This window comes from Pseudomonas sp. COR18 (assembly GCF_048568395.1).
GTDB classification, from domain to species: Bacteria; Pseudomonadota; Gammaproteobacteria; order Pseudomonadales; family Pseudomonadaceae; genus Aquipseudomonas; species Aquipseudomonas fuscovaginae_B.
The window spans coordinates 1,414,528-1,431,429 of record NZ_CP183808.1; the positions used below are offsets into that span (position 1 = coordinate 1,414,528).

Here is a 16,902-nt window from a genome sequence, read left to right on the forward strand (position 1 = left end):
CGGGGGTGGGCAAAGACGTGATCGCCAGTGCGTCGTGTAAGCCTTTGGCTATACCGCCACCGCGTCGCCCCCGGCATTGACGCAGGCGGCCGCCAGCGCACCCCGCACACCGGCGACGATCATTTCCACCTCCGCCGCATCGATCGTCAACGGCGGCAACAGGCGGATAGTCCTGCCCCGCGTGACGTTGATCAGCACGCCCTGCTCGCGGGCGGCGATCAGCGCCAGGTCGCGGATCGGCTGTTTGAGCTCGATACCGATCATCAAGCCCCGCCCACGGATCGCCAGCACCTGCGGGTGTTGGTCCAGTTCTTCCTGCAAACGCGTCAGCAGCCGCTCGCCCTGTTGCCGGGCATTGGCGACCAGGCCCTGCTCCTCGATGATATCGAGCACGGTACAGCCCACCCGGCAGGCCAGCGGATTGCCGCCAAAGGTGCTGCCATGGCTGCCCGGAGTGAACAACTGCGCCGCCTTGCCCCGCGCCAGGCAGGCACCGATGGGAATGCCATTGCCCAGGCCTTTGGCCAGGGTCATCACATCCGGGACGATGCCTTCGTGCTGGAAGGCGAACCACTGGCCGGTACGACCGACACCGGTCTGGATTTCGTCGAGCATCAGCAACCAGGAGCGCCGCTTGCACAGGTCGCGCACGGCCTTCAGGTAACCCGGCGGCGGCAGTTGCACTCCACCCTCGCCCTGGATCGGTTCCATCAGCACCGCGCAGATACGCTGGCCATGGCTGCGGGCCAGGCTATGCAGCAGTGGCAGGTCACCGAACGGTACCTTGATGAAGTCCCCCGGCAAGGCGTGGTAGCCCAGCCGCACCGCCGGACCATCACTGGCCGACAGGGTGCCCAGGGTGCGACCGTGGAAGGCGTTCTCCATGACCACCACCAGCGGCTGCTCGATGCCCCGGTGCCAGGCATGCAGACGGGCCAGCTTCAACGCGGTTTCATTGGCCTCGGCGCCGGAGTTGTTGAAGAACACCCGGTCCATCCCCGACAACCCGGCCAGGCGCTGCGCCAGCCGCTGCTGCCAGTCGATGGTGTAAAGGTTCGAGGTGTGCAGCAGCAGGCCGGCCTGCTCGCTGATCGCACTGACCAGCCGCGGATGGGAGTGACCGACGTTGGTCACCGCCACCCCTGCCACAGCATCCAGGTACTCGCGGCCGCCCTGGTCCCACAGGCGCGTACCCAGCCCCTTGACGAACCCCAGGTCGAGCGGTTGATAGGTGGTCATCAGGCAAGCGGCGGTCATGGCGGCGGGCTCCAGGCAATGAGGTGGTGCGGGCAGTATCGTTAGCCACCTGAGCTGGATAAACTCTGCAAAACTTCATTCATTTTGAAGCAGGAATTGATAATGGATCTGTTCCAGGCCATGCAGGTGTACGTAAAGGTGGTGGAAAGCGGCAGCATGACCGCCGCCGCCCTGGAATGCGGTATCTCCACCACCATGGTGGGCAACCACCTGCGTTCGCTGGAACAGCGCCTGGGTGTCAGCCTGCTCAACCGCACCACCCGTCGCCAGCGCCTGACCGAGTTCGGTGCAACCTATTACCAGCGCTGCCTGGAGGTACTGGGCCTGGTGGCCGACTCCGAACGCCTGGCGGAACAGGTACAGGGCGAACCGAGCGGTACCCTGCGGATCACCGCGCCGCTGACTTTCGGTTCCGAGCGCCTGGCTCCGGCACTGAGCGAGTTCGTGCGGCGCTATCCACGGATCAAGCTCGATGTGATGCTCAGCAACCAGCGCGAAGACCTGATCGACAGCGGTTTCGACGTGGCGATCCGCCTGGGTGTTCCCGAACCTTCGGCGCTGATTGCCCGGCCACTGGAAAACTATGCGCTGACGGTCTGCGCCTCACCCGACTACCTCGAGCGACGCGGCACACCCAAGGTTCCCCAGGATCTGGAGCATCACGACTGCCTGGCCTTCGCCTACCCGGCGGGAGACGACTGGCGGATGGTGGAAAAACAGTGGAGCCTGAGCGGCCCGGAGGGGGAGATACAGGTGCCGGTCAGCGGCCCGATGACCATCAACAGTTCCTCGGCGCTGTACCAGGCGGCACTGGCCGGCATGGGCATCGTGATGGTGCCGGATGCCCTGCTGCGCGACGATCTGCGCGAAGGGCGGCTGGTGCCACTGCTGGCGGACTACAAGCTGCCATCGCGGCCGATGAACCTGCTGTACGCCCAGGACCGCTATCGCCTGCCCAAGCTGCGCAGCTTCGTCGAGTTCGCCCTGGAGAAATGGGCAAAGCCCTGAGGCTTCACCCATTCCCGCGCAGGCTTACCTGGCGGTGGCCTTGGCCGCATCCTCGATGATCGCCGCCACCTTGTCCGGATGGGAGACCATCACCACATGGGACGCGCCCTTGATGTCCACGGTCTCCCGGGAACCGGCCCGGTCAGCCATGAACTTCAGCGCCGCCTCGGGGATGTTCTTGTCCGCCGAGCCGTAGATGAACCAGGACGGCAAAGTCTTCCAGGCCGGCTCGCCGGAAGCTTCCTTCAACGCCGCCTCGGCGATCGGCCGCTGGGTCGCCGCCATCAGCGCCGCCTCTTTCGCCGGTACATCGGCGGCGAACTGCGCCGGGAACTTGTCCTGCTGGATGAACAGGTCGACGGTGCCATTCTTCAACTGGACCGGTGGTGCCAGGGTCGGGCCCAGGGTACCGCCCGGGAAGCGACCGGACAGCTCGATGGCGGTCTCGCCCTTTTCCGGAGCGAAGGCCGCGACGTAGACCAGTGCCTTGACGTTGGACTGCCCGTGGACCGCGTTGGAAATGACCGCGCCGCCGTAGGAATGCCCCACCAGGATCACCGGCCCCGGCGTGTGTTCGACGATATCGGCCACATAGTCGGAATCACTCTTCACGCTGTGCAGCGGGTTGGCGACAGCGACCACCGGGTACCCCTTGGCCTGCAGGCGGGCGATCACCCCGTTCCAGCTGGACGACTCGGCGAAGGCACCATGCACCAGCACCACGGTTGCCTTCCCGGCCGGTTGCGCGGCCGCGGCCGAGCCGCTCCAGCCCAGGGACAGTGCTCCGGCCGCCAGGGCAACGGCAGCGAACAGTTTCGAGACAGTGGAAAGACGGGAGGTTTTCATCGGTAATTCCTTTCGTTTGAAGTGACTGGCCCGCCGACAGCGGCGGTGTGAACGTGGAGCCATGATGGCGAAAACACGTTTACGAATGGCGCCTTTTTGTCGATTATATACGGCAGATCGTCTAAAACCTGCCACGGAACCCCCTCCATGGACCGCCTCTCGACACTGCTCAGCCACTTCGGCATCACCGCCAATACCTTTCACAGCGGCCGCTTGCAGGGCCAGATCGCGATCGACGCCGCGCAACCCAGCGGCCATGTGCATCTGCTCAAGAGCGGCAGGCTCAGCCTGGAGGCCGGCGGCAGGACACTCCGTATCGAAGAGCCGAGCCTGATCCTCATTCCCCGCCCCCTGCCCCATCGGCTGCTCGCCAGCGAAGCCGACGCGGCGGAGCTGGTCTGCGCCTCGCTGCGTTTCGATGGCGGAATCGACAACCCGCTGTCCGTGGCCCTGTCCGACACCATCGTGATGCCGCTCGAGGCCGTGCCGATGATCGAGGGCACGCTGGACTGGCTGTTCGGCGAAGCCTTCGCCGAACACTGTGGGCGCGAAGCGGTGATGAACCGTCTGTTCGAACTGATGGTGATCCAGTTCCTGCGGCACATGATGGCCTACCACAGCATGACCACCGGAATGATGTCCGGCCTGGCCGACCTGCGTCTGGCACGGGCCATGACCATGATGCACAACCATCCGGAGCGGCCCTGGACCGTCGCCGAACTGGCCCGGGAAGCGAACATGTCGCGGGCCAGTTTCGCCGCGCACTTTCACAAGGTGGTCGGCCAGACGCCGGCGGACTACGTACTCAGTTGGCGGGTCAGCCTGGCCCAGAAACGCCTGCGCGAAGGTCGGCCGATCGCCCTGATCGCCGATGAGGTCGGCTACGAAAGCCCGTCGGCATTGGCCCGGGCCTTTCGCCGCAAGATCGGCGAAAGCCCGAGGGAATGGCTGGGGCGCCAGTCGAGCGAGCTCAAAGGCACCGTCCTGCCGCTTTGAGACGGTTGCCAGGGCACTTTCGCCCCGCCAACCGATCAGACCCTACACGGGCATCGCCTGCCCGCAGGCCGGCGCGCAGGCAAAACCGCCCACAGACCGATAGACGGATCGACCCACACTCATGTTCGAACACATCGACTTCAACTACCTGCTCGCCACCTATGGCTACTGGGCCATCTTCATCGGCTGCCTGCTGGAGGGCGAAACCATCCTGATTCTCGGCGGGGTGGCGGCGCATCAGCAGGTCCTGCAACTGTGGACGGTAATCTTCTGGGCCAGCCTCGGCGGCATGCTCGGCGACCAGTTGCTGTTCTGGGCCGGCCGCTTCTTCGGTGCCCGCCTGCTGCCGCGCCTGCACCGCCAGCAGACGGCGATCGAACGGGTGAGCGGACTGATCGTGCGCTACCCGCTGGCATCGGTGTTTTCCGTACGTTTTCTCTACGGCATGCGCCTGGTCGGCCCGCTGGTGATCGGCGCCAGCGGCCTGTCGCCGCTGCGCTTCAGTGTGATCAACCTGTTCGGGGCGGTGGTCTGGGCCACCCTGTTCGCCTCGGGTGGCTATTGGGCCGGCGAGTTCCTCGAAGAGTTGTTCGGCAACCTCAAGCCCTATCGCCTGCCCATCGCCATCGGCGTGGTGCTGTTGATGGCCGGTATCGCCCTGCTCCGCCGTCATCGGGCCCGACGCAAGGCGGGCCGGTCAGAGGCGAAACTGCCCGACCATCGCGCGCAGTGAGTTGGCCAGTTGCGCCAGCTCATGGCTGGAAGCGCTGGTCTGGTCGGCACCGGCCGCCGAGCGCAACGACAGGTCGCGGATATTCACCAGGTTGCGGTCGACCTCGCGGGCCACCTGGGCCTGCTCCTCGGCGGCGCTGGCGATCACCAGGTTGCGCTCATGGATCTGGCTCACCGAGGCGGTGATGGTCTTCAAGGCATCGCCCGCGCGCTCGGCCAGCACCAGGGTACTGGCGGCACGCCGGGAACTGGCCTGCATCGAGTCCAGGGCCTGGGTCGAGCTGCTGCGCATGCCCTGCACCATCTGCTCGATTTCCTGGGTCGATTGCTGCGTGCGGTAGGCCAGGGCGCGGACCTCGTCGGCCACTACCGCAAAACCGCGCCCGCTCTCACCGGCCCGGGCCGCCTCGATGGCCGCGTTGAGGGCCAGCAGGTTGGTCTGCTCGGCAATCGCCCGAATCACATCGAGCACCTTGCCGATGTCCTGGGACTGAACAGCCAGTGACTGCACCAGTTCGCCGGTCTGCTCCACCTCGCCGGCCAGGGCGTTGATCGCCTCGGCGGTTTCGCTGACACGCTCCTGCCCCAACCGGGCCGATTCGCTGGACTCGCGCGTGGCTTCGGAAGTGGACACCGCATTGCGCGCCACCTCTTCCACCGCGGCGGTCATTTCATTGACGGCGGTGGCCGCCTGTTCGATTTCGTTGTTCTGCTGCTGCAGGTCACGGGTGCTGCCAAGCGTTACCGCGTTCAGCTCGTCCGCGGCGGTCGCCAGTTGCACCGACGAGCCGCTGATACCCTGCAGGGTATTGCGCAGCGTCTGCTGCATGGTCGCCAGCGCCTCGAGCAGTTGAGTCACCTCGTCGTTGCCACGGGCCTCGATGTTCTGGCTCAGGTCGCCACGGGCGACATGCTGCGCGGCATTCAGCGCCTCGCCCAGCGGCTTGACGATACTGCGGGTGAGCAGCATCGCCAGGGCCACGGTGGCCAGGGCCGCCAGTACGATGAACAGGATGACGACGGTCCGCGAATTGCTGTAGTGCGCCTCGGACTTCACGCTCTCGGCCTCGACCCGCTTGCTGAACAGGCCGGCCAGGTCGTTGAGCTGCTTGCCGGAACCATCGACCACGGTCTTCATGTCCACCAGCAACAGCTTGATCAGTTCATCGCGTCGCCCCTGTTCGGCCAGGGTGAACGATTGGGCGATACCGGAACGGTAGGTGGCGAAGCTCGACTTGAACTGGTCATACAACTCACGGGATTCCGGTGTGGTCACCAGCTTGTCGTAGGCGACGATCTTTTCGCTCAGTTCCCTGTCGCGTGTGTCCATCTGCGAGCGGTACGTGGCGACGTTTTTCGGATCCGGGTCCAGGGCCATGCGCAGGGAGATCGTGCGGATGCGCAACATGAGCTCGCGAATCTCGTCACCCCCGCGAATGCTCGGCAGCCATTGGGTTTCCACCGCCACTTCACTGTCGCGGATACTCGACATCTTCTCCAGGGCAAACAGTCCGAGGAAGGCCACGAGGACCGCGATCAGGGCAAATCCGAGCGCTGCGCGCGGCGCGATATTCATTTGGCGAAGAAGCATGACGGCGGCCTTTTCCGGGGAGGATGCGAAGTGAAATAGCGCAGGCATGACTGCCGACGATTGGCAGGCTATCGGCAAGTCATACGACAACTTGAAGGGGCTTTTAAATAAAGAGGGACCCGTACCGCTCGCACAGGAGCGGCCAGAATCAATCAGGGAGAATTCGCACAGCGGGACAGGAACCCTCACTTTTCCAGCGGACACAAAAAACCCGCCGAAGCGGGTTCTTTGCCGACCATCACGACTCCTGTCGTCGGCCATCCTGGCCTGGGGTCTGTCTTCCATGACGCTGTACACATCCTTGCGTAGCAGCAGTGGGTAAAGAATAAGCCCCCGCAGCAAGCTCCGACAGAGGAGATCTCGGTGTCCCCATGTAAGCCTTTCGCCATACCTCGACCGAGCCCACGCCGGCCCCGCAAGCTTCCGCCGATCGCCACTCGTCCCCGCAAGCGCTCAACAGCGCACAGGCAGACCGTCGCACCGGATAGCCAGCGAACTTGCAAAGACCCTGGAGAGCGCAACACCCTGCAATCCAGCAGAGACTCCCTGCATACCTGACAGGAGGGCCGCTCCATGGACAGGGGATGCCCGACGGTTATGTGCCAAGAACCTCCCTCCCACCCTCAAGCATCACGGGTCCGCCTGCAATACGTCATTCGCTTTACAGTCACGACTTCAGTGATGCGATTTCGATGGTCAATATGAACTCGCCTCCCCTCTATCGCCAACTCGCCAATCACTACCTCAACGCGATCCAGAACGGAACACTCAAGACCGGTGAACGTTTTCCATCCATTCGCCTGATGATGGAAAAACATGCCATCAGCCTCTCCACCGCCGTCCAGGTCTGTCGTCAATTGGAGGACTACGGCGTGCTGGAGGCACGCCCACGTTCCGGCAACTTCATCCGCCAACCCGCCAAGCCCCTGGCGATCTCGACCGCCAACGAAGCGATACTGCCACTGGATACCAGTCATTACGTCGGTATCCACGAGCAGGTCTCCGCCGTGGTCAAGGCCAGCCAGCAGGCCTCGATCCAGGTCAATCTCGCCAGTGCCTACTGTGGCGCCCAGATCTATCCGCTGAAAACGCTCCAGGATCACATGGTCAAGGCCTTGCGCCAGGACCCGCACCTGATCGGCAGCCCCTCGCCGGCCAGTGGGGCGCGCCCGCTGCGCGATCTGCTGGCCCGGCGGGCGCTGGGTTCGAAGATCAGCATCACCGCCGACAAGATCGTCATAACCAACGGGGCCACCGAGGCCATCAACCTGGCCTTGCGCGCCGTGACGCAACCGGGCGACATCGTGGCGGTGGAGTCACCGACCTTCTATGGCCTGCTGCAGATTCTCGAAAGCCTGAATCTGCGGGTGCTGGAAGTGCCGACCCAGCCCAAGACCGGCATCAACCTGTTCGCCCTGGAGCAGCTGCTCCAGGGCCCGGAGCGGATCAAGGCGCTGATCGTCATCCCCAACCTGCACAATCCCCTGGGCAGTGTGATGCCCGATGCGCACAAGGCGCTGCTGGTGCAACTGTGCGCGGACTACGACACGGTACTGATCGAGGATGACACCTACTCGGATCTGGCCGATACCGAACAGCCGCTATCCGCCCTGAAAAGCTGGGACCGCCACGGCAACCTGATCTACTGCGCCTCCCTGAACAAGACGCTCGCCCCGGGCCTGCGGCTGGGCTGGATCGCTGCGGGGAAATGGCACGACCGGGTCGAAATGCTCAAGCACACCCAGTCGCGCAACTGCGAAATGCTGCCGCAACTGGCGGTCGACGCCTTCATGAAGACACCGTCCTACGAGCGCTACCTGCGCAGGCTGCGCGGGCAGCTGACGGAACAGAGAAAGCAGATGAGCGCCGCGATCCTGCAGCACTTTCCGGAAGGTACGCGCATCACCAGTCCCAAGGGCGGAACCCTGCTCTGGGTGGAACTGCCCCGGGGGCATTCATCGCTGGAGCTGTTTCACCAGGCGTTGCGGCAAGGTATCTACATCTCGCCAGGGATGATCTTTTCCAACTCGCGCAGCTTCGATCACTTCATCCGCATCGGTTGTGGAACGCCCTACTCGCCACGTATCGAAAACGCGGTGCAGACCCTCGGGCGATTGATTGCGCGCCAGGGCTGAAACGCCGATGCAGGGGGAAGCCTGCCGATGGAGCTTCCCCCTGATCGCTACACCCGATCCAGCGGATGCTCGTGCAGGCAGATGATGTGCGGGTCGCCCTGCCAGCGCGGGAAACGCTGGGCCACCTGCGGATCATGCCCCGGAATGACGTGATCCTCGCCATCCACCAACGAGTCGATGGTGGCAAAGGCCTCGAGGGTCTGGGCCATGTCATCGAGAATCGGGAACGGGCTGCGCAGGCGGATATTGGCCCACAGGTGCGCCGAATCCGAGGCCAGCACCACCCACCCACGCCGGGTCGGCACACGGACCACCTGGCTGCCCGGCGTGTGCCCGCCCACCGCGTGAATCGTTACCCCCGGAACGATCTCCGCGGTGCCGTGGTGCAGGCGCAGGCGCCCTTCGAACAGTGGCGGGATCGCCGACATCACGTCATCCACCTCGTAGGTCTTGCTGATCGCCCGATGGCTCATCTTCGGCCCGGTGCAGAACCGCAGTTCCTCCTCCTGCAAGTGGATGGTGGCCTTGGGAAACAGGCCCAGGTTGCCGGCATGGTCCCAATGCAGGTGCGTCAGGATCAGGGTCTCGACCTCGGCCGGATCGATTCCCAACCGCTGCAGCGACTCCTGCGGCAAACGGTACATCTCGCGGTTGCGACGATCCGCGGTGGCCGGCTGGAAGCAGGTGTCCACGACCACCACGTGCCGATCGTTGCGAATCACCCAGAAGTAATAGTCGAGCGGCATCGGCGCATTGGGATCGCCGCAGCAGGCATCGTAGAGAAAGTTCTCCCTGGCGGTACGCTGGGAGTTCGCCCCGACACGAATGGCAAACACCTCATAGACCGGAGACAGCGCTGGATTCGACATGCGGGCACTCTCCTCAGGCCGGTTGCGCGGCAGGCGCCGCCTTGACGGTCGAACTGAAATCGAAGTTCATCTGCGCGGTGATCCCCAGGTCCTCGGCCAGACGATACAGGCCGCTGTAGTCGCGCATGATCGCGCTGCCACGGCTGGCTTCGCGGGTGTCGCCGATGATGACGTCGACATCGGCCACGCCGAGCTGCGTCAGGATCGCCTCCCACATCGAATAGTCCTGGGCGACGAACGCGTGCAGCGCCTGCGGCAGTGTCTGCACGAAGAAACGGCGCTTCTCGGCGTCCATGTGCTCGTACATCACCTTCGCCACTTCGGCCAGCACCTTGCTGTGGGCGTACTCGTCACGGTTGTGCAACTCGGCGACACGGCGGTTCTGCGGCTGGATGCTCTGGTCATCGGCCAGCATGTCCAGGTAGGCATTGACGCTGATCTCGGCGACCACCGCAAAGGTGATCGCGGCCAGGTCCCGCTGCCAGGCATGGGGCAGTTGCGCGCACAGGGCCTGCAAACGCAGGTAGGTCACCGAGGGTGGCAGGTCCAGATCCCGTTCCAGCTTGCGATCGGCCTTGCTGCGCTGAATCGCCCGCAGGTGCATCAGGGTGTGATAGTGCTCGTCGATCAGGGTCTGCTGCATGGCTTCGCGAAAGTGCCAGTCATCCTTGCCCAGATACTGGTTGGCGATGACGCTCAGGGCCGGGTTGACCACGCACTCCTCGGCCGTGACGGTACGCAGGTTGTAGCCGATCCAGCCCCAGGTCAGGACGGCACTTTTGAGTTCCTCGTCCAGCGCCTGGAATTTGGGATGATGGTAGAACGGGACCATGGCAATCGGATAATCCGGCTTGCTCGGGTCGAACTCCTCGGTCAGCGGAAACTTGTCGCCGGCGCAGACCGTTGCGCGCTTGGTCCAGGCCTTGTTGAGTTGCACGACCAGCTTGTGGTCGACCTTGGCGATGACGATGGCTTGTTGCATGACGTGATACCTATAGAACGCGCACGGGGTCCGTGCGCGGGAAAAAGGGAAATCGCGGGGGCTGCCGAGCTCAGGCGAGCCAGTAGCGGGTCAGGTGCCGCTTGGGATCGCGGTACTGGCTGCGCGCATGCATCAGGCGCCAGTTGTCCCAGATCAGCACGCAACCATCGGGAATCAGCAACGGCGTGCAGTGCTCCAGGAAGAACTGCTCGCCCAATGCGGCGATTCGACCCAGAGGCGTACCACTGTTGCGGCCCTCGGGAGCGCTCAGATCGTCGCGGGACGGATTCACGTCGCCGTAATGGAACTGGTTGTAGCTGAAGCGAAAGATGTCGCCCTCGGCGTTTTCCCTGAAGATGTACTCTTCGAGCACCCGCCGGGTCGTCTCCCCGGGCTTGGCGGTGGCGTTGAAGGCCACCGGGTTGCGCTCGATCCAGTCCTTCAGGTCGGCAGGCAGCGTCTTGAGAAACGCCAGGCCATCGGCCAGTTGCGTATGCCCGCCACCACAGGTCGCCTGGTGGTGACAGTGCAGTACCAGGTAGCGCGGCGGCGGATCGTAGACCGGCGCTTCGGTATGCGGACCGATGCCGTTCATGCTCTGGGAGTACGGCAGGTCGTCGAAGCCCGGCTTCAGGGTCACCTCGAAGGTGTACAGGCCATTGAACTGCGGGATCACCCGGCCGAACGGTGCCAGCGTCTCGTACAGATCGGCACTCAGTTCCTCGGGCTGCAGCAGGGTCCAGCCCTGCTCGGCGAGTTCACGGTGGTGATGGCTCAAGGCGCGTTGCGGAACCACGCTTGCAGCGATTTCTTCCAACATGGCGAAAGTCCTTTTCTGAATCAGGCGATGACGGCGGCGGAGTAGGCGGCGATCAGATCGCGACAGGCCTGCCCGGGCTGGTACTGATGCTCGTCGATGCTGCGTACCGGAGTGATCTCGGCGGCGGTTCCGGTCAGGAAGCACTCCTCGAAGTCACCCAGTTCCTGTGGCAACAGCGTGCGCTCGATCACTTCGTAGTCCAGTTCACGTGCCAGGCGGGTCACCGTCTGGCGGGTGATGCCGTTGAGGAAGCAGTCCGGCACCGGGGTATGCAGTTGCCGCCCCCTGACGAAGAAGATATTCGCACTGGTGGCCTCGGCCACATGCCCGCGCCAGTCGAGCATCAACGCGTCGTGGTAGCCGCTGTTCTCGGCATCGTGCTTGCTCAGGGTCGCGATCATGTACTGCCCCGAGGCCTTGGCCTCGAACGGGCTGCTGCTCGGTGGCGGACGCCGCCAGAGCGCCGTCTTGAGCCTGATCCCGGCCATGCGTGCCGCCGGGTCGAAGTAACTCGGCCACTGCCAGCAGGCAATCGCCAGGTGCACGCGGTTGAAACGGGCCGACGTCGAGATCATTTCACTGCCGCGCCAGGCCACCGGACGCAGGTAGCCATCGGTCACGCCGTTGCGTTCGAGCAGGGCATGACTGGCCTCCTCCAGCGTCTGCAGATCATAGGGAATGGTGAAGTCCATCAATTGCGCGGAGCGATACAAGCGCTCGGAGTGCGCCCGCAGCTGGAAAATCTTGCCGCCATAGACGCGCTCGCCCTCGTAGACCGTACTGGCGTAGTGCAGCCCATGGGTGAGCACATGGATCTTCGCGGCCTTCCACTCGACGAACTCGCCGTCGAGCCAGATATAGCCATCGCGTTGATCGAAAGGAATCGCTGCCGGGCCACTCATACCGTCACCTCCGCGGTGTTCATCAGGACGCTGGTCACTTCCAGCCCACACAGCCGAGCCTCGGCCATCAATGCGCTCGCCTCCTCCTGGGAGGCAGGGATCCCGGCAATCAGACGATTGCGCCGGGTGTGGGCCTGGGGATCACCGGCCACGTGGACACGCTCGCCGGCCTGGGCCGGAGTCGAGCGGATGGTTTCCATCAAGCCGGCAAGGCTGGCCTGGAAGCTGCGCAGGTCAGTGAAGGCGGAGATATCCAGTGCGATCATGAAGTGACCGATCTGACGTCCCTTGCTGAAGGAGCCGGTATCCAGATGATCCAGCTGGTGATCCAGTGGCATGCCGGTCAGCAGGCAACTGAGCACCTGCACCATCATCGCCAGGCCCTGACCCTTGTAGCCGCCCAGGGGCGACAGGGAGACCACTTCATCGGGCTCGGCGGTGTCATTGCCGTCCTTGTCCAGCGCCCATCCCAGCGGCAGCGACAGACCCAGCTTGCGGTAGTGCTTGACCTGGGAATAGGAGATCTGGCTGGTTGCCATGTCGAGCACGAAGGGTTGTCCGTCCGCCGGTGCGGTGAAGCAGATCGGGTTGGTACCGAACATTGGCTGCTTGCCCTTGAACGGTGCCATGCGCGCGGCAGCGCTGGTGGTGACGATACCGATCATGCCGCTGTTGGCGATCTCCAGCCCGTAGACCGACGCCGCGCCGAAGTGGTTGGAATTGCCGACGCCCACCGCGGCGATGCCACTGCTGCGGGCCTCCTGCACGGCCAGCTTGGCGGCATACATGCCGGCCACGGTGCCCAGCGCCTGGTCTGCATCGAGAATGATCACGTTACCATTGCGTCGTTGCACCTGGATGTTCGGGATCGCATGGCTGCGGCCTTCGTCCAGTTCCCGCAGGTACAGCGGGAACAGGCGCAGGCCATGGGTGTCGACACCCATCAGCGAAGTGTCCACCAGGGCATTGGCGAACCAGTTGGCGTGCTCCGTCGACACGCCACGGCGCTTGACCGCCTGTGCACAGACCTGGCGGGCAGTGTGCGGATTCAGATAGATCATGGTGTTCATTCCATCGAATAGGTTTGGGATCAAACGGCTTCCAGCGCGACGGGAATCAGTTTCGGTGGCGCGGCACTGTCGTTCTGGAAGAAGAAGAACTCTTCGCCGAAGGCCGGGACCAGTTCGTCGAACCAGGTCGCCTGCGGGTCGAACTTGGCGTAGAAGGTGCGCAATACCCACTGCGGGTTGCGGGCCTGGAGAAACTGCAGGACGAAGACTTTCTCACCCGCGACGGTCTCGATCCCGTTGATCACCACCTTGCCGTAGAAGGTGCTCATCGACGGCCCGCGTACCGTGCGCGCCAGACCGGAGACCGTGCGATAGGCCGACTGGTAGATCTCGAAGGCGCGATACAGCGGCATCGCGAAGTAGTGGCTGGGGCCGGTATCACGCTCGACGAAGAAGTAGTAGGGAATGGCGCCCAGGCGAACCCCCTCGGTCCACAGTGCCGCCCAGTCGGCCGGGTCTTCGTTGATGTGGCGAATCAGCGGTGCCTGGATCCGCAGAGTCGCGCCGGACGAACGGATCCGCTGGATGGCCTGACGGGCCATGTCCTGTCGGATCTCCACCGGATGGTTGTAGTGCCCCATCACCGACAGGTTCTTGCCACTGGCCACCACCCGCTTGAACAGGTCGATCAGCGCGTCGGCATCCTTGTCCGTGACAAAGCGCTGCGGCCAGTAGGCCACCGACTTGGTGCCCAGTCGGATACTTCTGATGTGCGCCATGTCTGGTGCCAGCAGCGGCTCGATGTACTCGGCCAGGGAACGGGCGTTCATGATCAGCGGGTCACCACCGGTGATCAGCACGTCCGTCACCTCGGTATGCACCCGCAGGTACGCCGCCAGTTCCTGGGATTCGCGGGCGTTGAACTTGAGTTCGTCCTCGCCGATGAACTGCGCCCAGCGGAAACAGAAGGTGCAATAGGCGTGGCAGGTCTGGCCGGCACCGGGGAAGAACAGTACGGTTTCCCGATACTTGTGCTGGATACCCGACAACGGCTTGCCGTCCAGGGTCACGGTGTTGTGGGTCAGTTGCCCTGCCGGATGCGGGTTCATCCGCTGCCACACCTGTTCCACCTGGCGCTTGACCGCCGCGCTGTCATCACCGTCGATCAGGGCCTTGAGCGCCTCGTACTCATGGGGATGAAGCATGTCGCGATGAGGAAAGGTCATGCGGAAAATCGGATCATCCGGAATGTTGTTCCAGTCGATCAGGGTGCTGAGCACATAATCGTTGGTGCGAAATGGCATGACCTTGGAGACGACCGTCATTGCTTCCTGCAATTCTGGAGTCAGTCTTTGCCAATACACCGTATCGCGAATAGTTCTTGAATTATAAGGTTTATACTTTTGCGGTTCGGACAGTCCCTGCATGACAGCGCTCCTGAAGATTCTGTTATGAGTTCAGCTATGTATCAATTTGAACCAGACAGATTTGCCGGATATATCTCCAGCCATCACAGACAAAACAAATCCCATTGCCCTTGGCGCCATATGACGCGGCAACTTGTTTTTATTGATTAGAGGTCTTTGACCACTGCCAGCAACTTCGTGCCTATTGGGATCTTCACGGCATTGAGCAAGATCGATCATTGTCCCCAACGGATCGATCAGGTCGTGTTCAGTTCGCTGGCAACGGCGCCACGCGCTCCTGCCCGATCCAGGCCTGGACACTGGCGCGACTCCATTGCCGACGCACATAGGCCGCCAGTTGCTCGGGCATCTCGTCACCATTGGCCAGCAGGCGATTGAGCATGATCGCCAGGTCGGTATCGGCAATGCTCCAATCGCCGAACAGATGGCCGTCGCTGTCGCCCAGGAAGGTACTTGCTACCCGGTACAGGCGCTCTACGGCGGCCTTTGCCGCGTCGGACAGGGGCTGATCGCGCTTGCCGAAGTAGATCAGGTCCGCCGGCCGCTCCTGGCGGATCACCAGCAGGTCGCTGCGCAGCCAGGCCTGCAGTTGACGGGCCCGGGCACGTTCCTGCAGACCACGGGGCAGAACCTGTTTATGGCCGGCGCCGGCAAACGCCTCGTCGAGATACTCGGCGATGGCCGACGACTCGGTCAGGGCGAAACCGTTGTGCACCAGGGTCGGCACCTTGCAGGTCAGCGACAGGTCACGATAGGCCGGCAGATAATTATCGCGTTTCTTGAGATCGACAGTAACGATATCAAACGCAAGTTCCTTTTCTTTCAGTGCAACAAAAGCCGACAAGGCAAAAGCACTGACAAAATCGGCGCCGACATGAAGAGTTAATTTTTGTTCAGCCACAGGATATTCCCTTCCATTTCCATATACATGTGAACTTTCAGCCGAATTGCTCGACCGAAAAAACCGTCAGGCAGGCGAGCAGGCAGCGTACAGGTGTACAGCTGATTGCCCATCACTCGAATTAACTCAGAGACACTGCCTACGAAATGGATCGTAAATAACTGAATGACGCTTCGATAGATACAGAAAATGCCAGTTTGTATCGATACAGATGACCGCAGGATGACAGAATGCTTGCAGATATCGATGCAAGAGAGTGACCGGGAGAAGGGGGACACCGCCGGCAGCCTGCCGAGCGACGAAAAAGGCAGGCACAAACGCAGGCAGGGAGCCAGCGAACGCTGGCTCCCTGCCTGGGAGAACGATGAAGGAAAATGGTGGAGAGGGTTACCTACCCGGTCTTGCCGATCCGGCCGTTCTGATCGGCAAAGTTCGACAGCGCCGCCACCTGCGGCATGTTGCTGATATTGAGCATGACCAACGGTTCCTGCGCGGAACAGTTGATGAATCCATGGGCGTTCCACGCCGGCACAACAATCACGTCACCGCCGCCGATCGGCACGGGCTGGGCATCGCCGAGGGTCAGCTGGCCCTGGCCCGACTGGATGATGAACAGGTGCCACCAGGTGTGGGCATGCTGGTTCAAGGTGGTGCCGGGGTTCAGCCATTGCATCGAGATCACGGTGCCCGGCAGGATCTCGCAACCGCCGATACTCGACTCGCTCGACAGCGCGACGATGTCGGTATCACTTGGTTGCATCTCGCGTTGCAGGCTGGCCAGGTCCGTGCCCTTCCACACCTGCGGTCGAGGTGACTCGCCCTGCAGGCTGTCGCGAAAATCCTGATAGGTGAAAAAGCTGCCCTTGAAGGTGTCCATGTGTCATTCCATTTTTGCGGCGAGACGTTCCCATCGCGCAGACATTGATTTTATAGCTGGCGCAAAGCCCCTTCGTTAACCGCGGCAATGATATCGACTTCGATCGCGGCATTCTTCGGCAGTTGGTACACCCCCACCGTCGTCCGGGTATGCCGGCCGGCATCCCCCAGTACTCGATGGAATACATCCGAGGCACCGTTGGCGACCTCACTGAGATCGGGGAACTCTTCCGTCGACTTGACGTAGACCGTCACCCGCGCAAGGGACTTTATGCGATCCAGCGAACCAATGGTTTGCAGAATCAATGCCAGCCCGCGCATGGCGCTGATGCCGGCAGCTTTCTGCGCCTCCTGCAGGGTCAGGTTGACGCCGACGCGACCGGGGAGGATCACCTTGCCGCTCATCATCGGCACGAGCCCGCTGACGAACACCTGGTCATGCAGCCGCAAGGCTGGCGAGTAGTGCCCTCCAGCGGTATTTTCACCATAGATGTCATAACCCAGTTCCTGGGCAATGGCGATAAAACGTTCATCACACGACATCGACATC

The 16,902-nt window shown here is 62.8% G+C and carries 16 protein-coding genes; 4 read left to right on the forward strand and 12 right to left on the reverse strand.

Features of this window, described 5'->3' with window-relative positions:
* Window positions 1-48: 48 nt before the first annotated feature.
* A complete protein-coding gene (locus ACM62G_RS06600) occupies window positions 49-1,257 on the reverse strand; it encodes an aspartate aminotransferase family protein (RefSeq protein ID WP_419736898.1) in 1,209 nt (402 codons plus the stop codon).
* Between the two features lie 102 nt (window positions 1,258-1,359).
* On the opposite strand from ACM62G_RS06600, the gene ACM62G_RS06605 reads away from it, so the two are divergent.
* Entirely contained in the window at window positions 1,360-2,265 is a 906-nt protein-coding gene (locus ACM62G_RS06605) for a LysR family transcriptional regulator (protein WP_054060141.1), read from the forward strand.
* Window positions 2,266-2,289: 24 nt separating this feature from the next.
* On the opposite strand, the gene ACM62G_RS06610 is transcribed toward ACM62G_RS06605, so the two are convergent.
* The gene (locus tag ACM62G_RS06610) at window positions 2,290-3,111 is read right to left on the reverse strand and encodes an alpha/beta fold hydrolase (RefSeq protein ID WP_054060142.1); all 822 of its coding nucleotides are present in this window, start codon (window positions 3,109-3,111) and stop codon (window positions 2,290-2,292) included.
* A 147-nt stretch (window positions 3,112-3,258) separates the two neighbouring features.
* Here ACM62G_RS06610 and ACM62G_RS06615 point away from each other — a divergent pair, with 147 nt between their 5' ends.
* Complete coding sequence (locus tag ACM62G_RS06615) at window positions 3,259-4,107, forward strand: AraC family transcriptional regulator (protein WP_054060143.1); 849 nt, start codon at window positions 3,259-3,261, stop codon at window positions 4,105-4,107.
* A 121-nt stretch (window positions 4,108-4,228) separates the two neighbouring features.
* A complete protein-coding gene (locus tag ACM62G_RS06620) occupies window positions 4,229-4,840 on the forward strand; it encodes a DedA family protein (protein WP_419736899.1) in 612 nt (203 codons plus the stop codon).
* On the opposite strand, the gene ACM62G_RS06625 is transcribed toward ACM62G_RS06620, so the two are convergent.
* Window positions 4,805-6,430: a HAMP domain-containing methyl-accepting chemotaxis protein gene (locus ACM62G_RS06625; protein ID WP_416771893.1), complete on the reverse strand. Its 1,626-nt coding sequence runs from the start codon at window positions 6,428-6,430 to the stop codon at window positions 4,805-4,807. The genes ACM62G_RS06620 and ACM62G_RS06625 overlap by 36 nt on opposite strands.
* A 701-nt stretch (window positions 6,431-7,131) precedes the next feature.
* Here ACM62G_RS06625 and ACM62G_RS06630 point away from each other — a divergent pair.
* A complete protein-coding gene (locus ACM62G_RS06630) occupies window positions 7,132-8,565 on the forward strand; it encodes a PLP-dependent aminotransferase family protein (RefSeq protein WP_054060166.1) in 1,434 nt (477 codons plus the stop codon).
* A gap of 47 nt (window positions 8,566-8,612) precedes the next feature.
* Here ACM62G_RS06630 and ACM62G_RS06635 read toward each other — a convergent pair whose 3' ends face one another.
* The 9 genes from ACM62G_RS06635 to ACM62G_RS06675 all read right to left on the reverse strand — a co-directional run bounded on the left by ACM62G_RS06635 (window position 8,613) and on the right by ACM62G_RS06675 (window position 16,895).
* On the reverse strand, window positions 8,613-9,434 hold the full coding sequence (locus ACM62G_RS06635) for an N-acyl homoserine lactonase family protein (RefSeq protein ID WP_054060146.1): 822 nt from the start codon (window positions 9,432-9,434) through the stop codon (window positions 8,613-8,615).
* Window positions 9,435-9,447: 13 nt separating this feature from the next.
* On the reverse strand, window positions 9,448-10,416 hold the full coding sequence (locus ACM62G_RS06640) for a diiron oxygenase (RefSeq protein WP_419736900.1): 969 nt from the start codon (window positions 10,414-10,416) through the stop codon (window positions 9,448-9,450).
* A 70-nt stretch (window positions 10,417-10,486) separates the two neighbouring features.
* A complete protein-coding gene (locus ACM62G_RS06645) occupies window positions 10,487-11,236 on the reverse strand; it encodes a TauD/TfdA family dioxygenase (protein ID WP_054060148.1) in 750 nt (249 codons plus the stop codon).
* 20 nt (window positions 11,237-11,256) lie between these two features.
* Window positions 11,257-12,138 carry a branched-chain amino acid aminotransferase gene (locus tag ACM62G_RS06650; protein WP_419736901.1) on the reverse strand — a complete coding sequence of 294 codons (882 nt, stop codon included), beginning with the start codon at window positions 12,136-12,138 and terminating at the stop codon, window positions 11,257-11,259.
* Entirely contained in the window at window positions 12,135-13,199 is a 1,065-nt protein-coding gene (locus tag ACM62G_RS06655; RefSeq protein ID WP_239688068.1) for an Ldh family oxidoreductase, read from the reverse strand. Before ACM62G_RS06655 ends, ACM62G_RS06650 begins: the two co-directional genes overlap by 4 nt.
* A 29-nt stretch (window positions 13,200-13,228) precedes the next feature.
* Window positions 13,229-14,575, reverse strand: coding sequence for a KamA family radical SAM protein (locus ACM62G_RS06660; RefSeq protein WP_419736902.1), 1,347 nt, complete (start codon window positions 14,573-14,575; stop codon window positions 13,229-13,231).
* Between the two features lie 247 nt (window positions 14,576-14,822).
* Window positions 14,823-15,476, reverse strand: coding sequence for a glutathione transferase (yfcF, locus tag ACM62G_RS06665; protein ID WP_081009784.1), 654 nt, complete (start codon window positions 15,474-15,476; stop codon window positions 14,823-14,825).
* Window positions 15,477-15,867: 391 nt separating this feature from the next.
* Complete coding sequence (locus ACM62G_RS06670) at window positions 15,868-16,353, reverse strand: cupin domain-containing protein (RefSeq protein ID WP_419736903.1); 486 nt, start codon at window positions 16,351-16,353, stop codon at window positions 15,868-15,870.
* A gap of 50 nt (window positions 16,354-16,403) precedes the next feature.
* Window positions 16,404-16,895 carry a RidA family protein gene (locus ACM62G_RS06675; RefSeq protein WP_054060154.1) on the reverse strand — a complete coding sequence of 164 codons (492 nt, stop codon included), beginning with the start codon at window positions 16,893-16,895 and terminating at the stop codon, window positions 16,404-16,406.
* Between the last annotated feature and the right edge of the window lie 7 nt (window positions 16,896-16,902).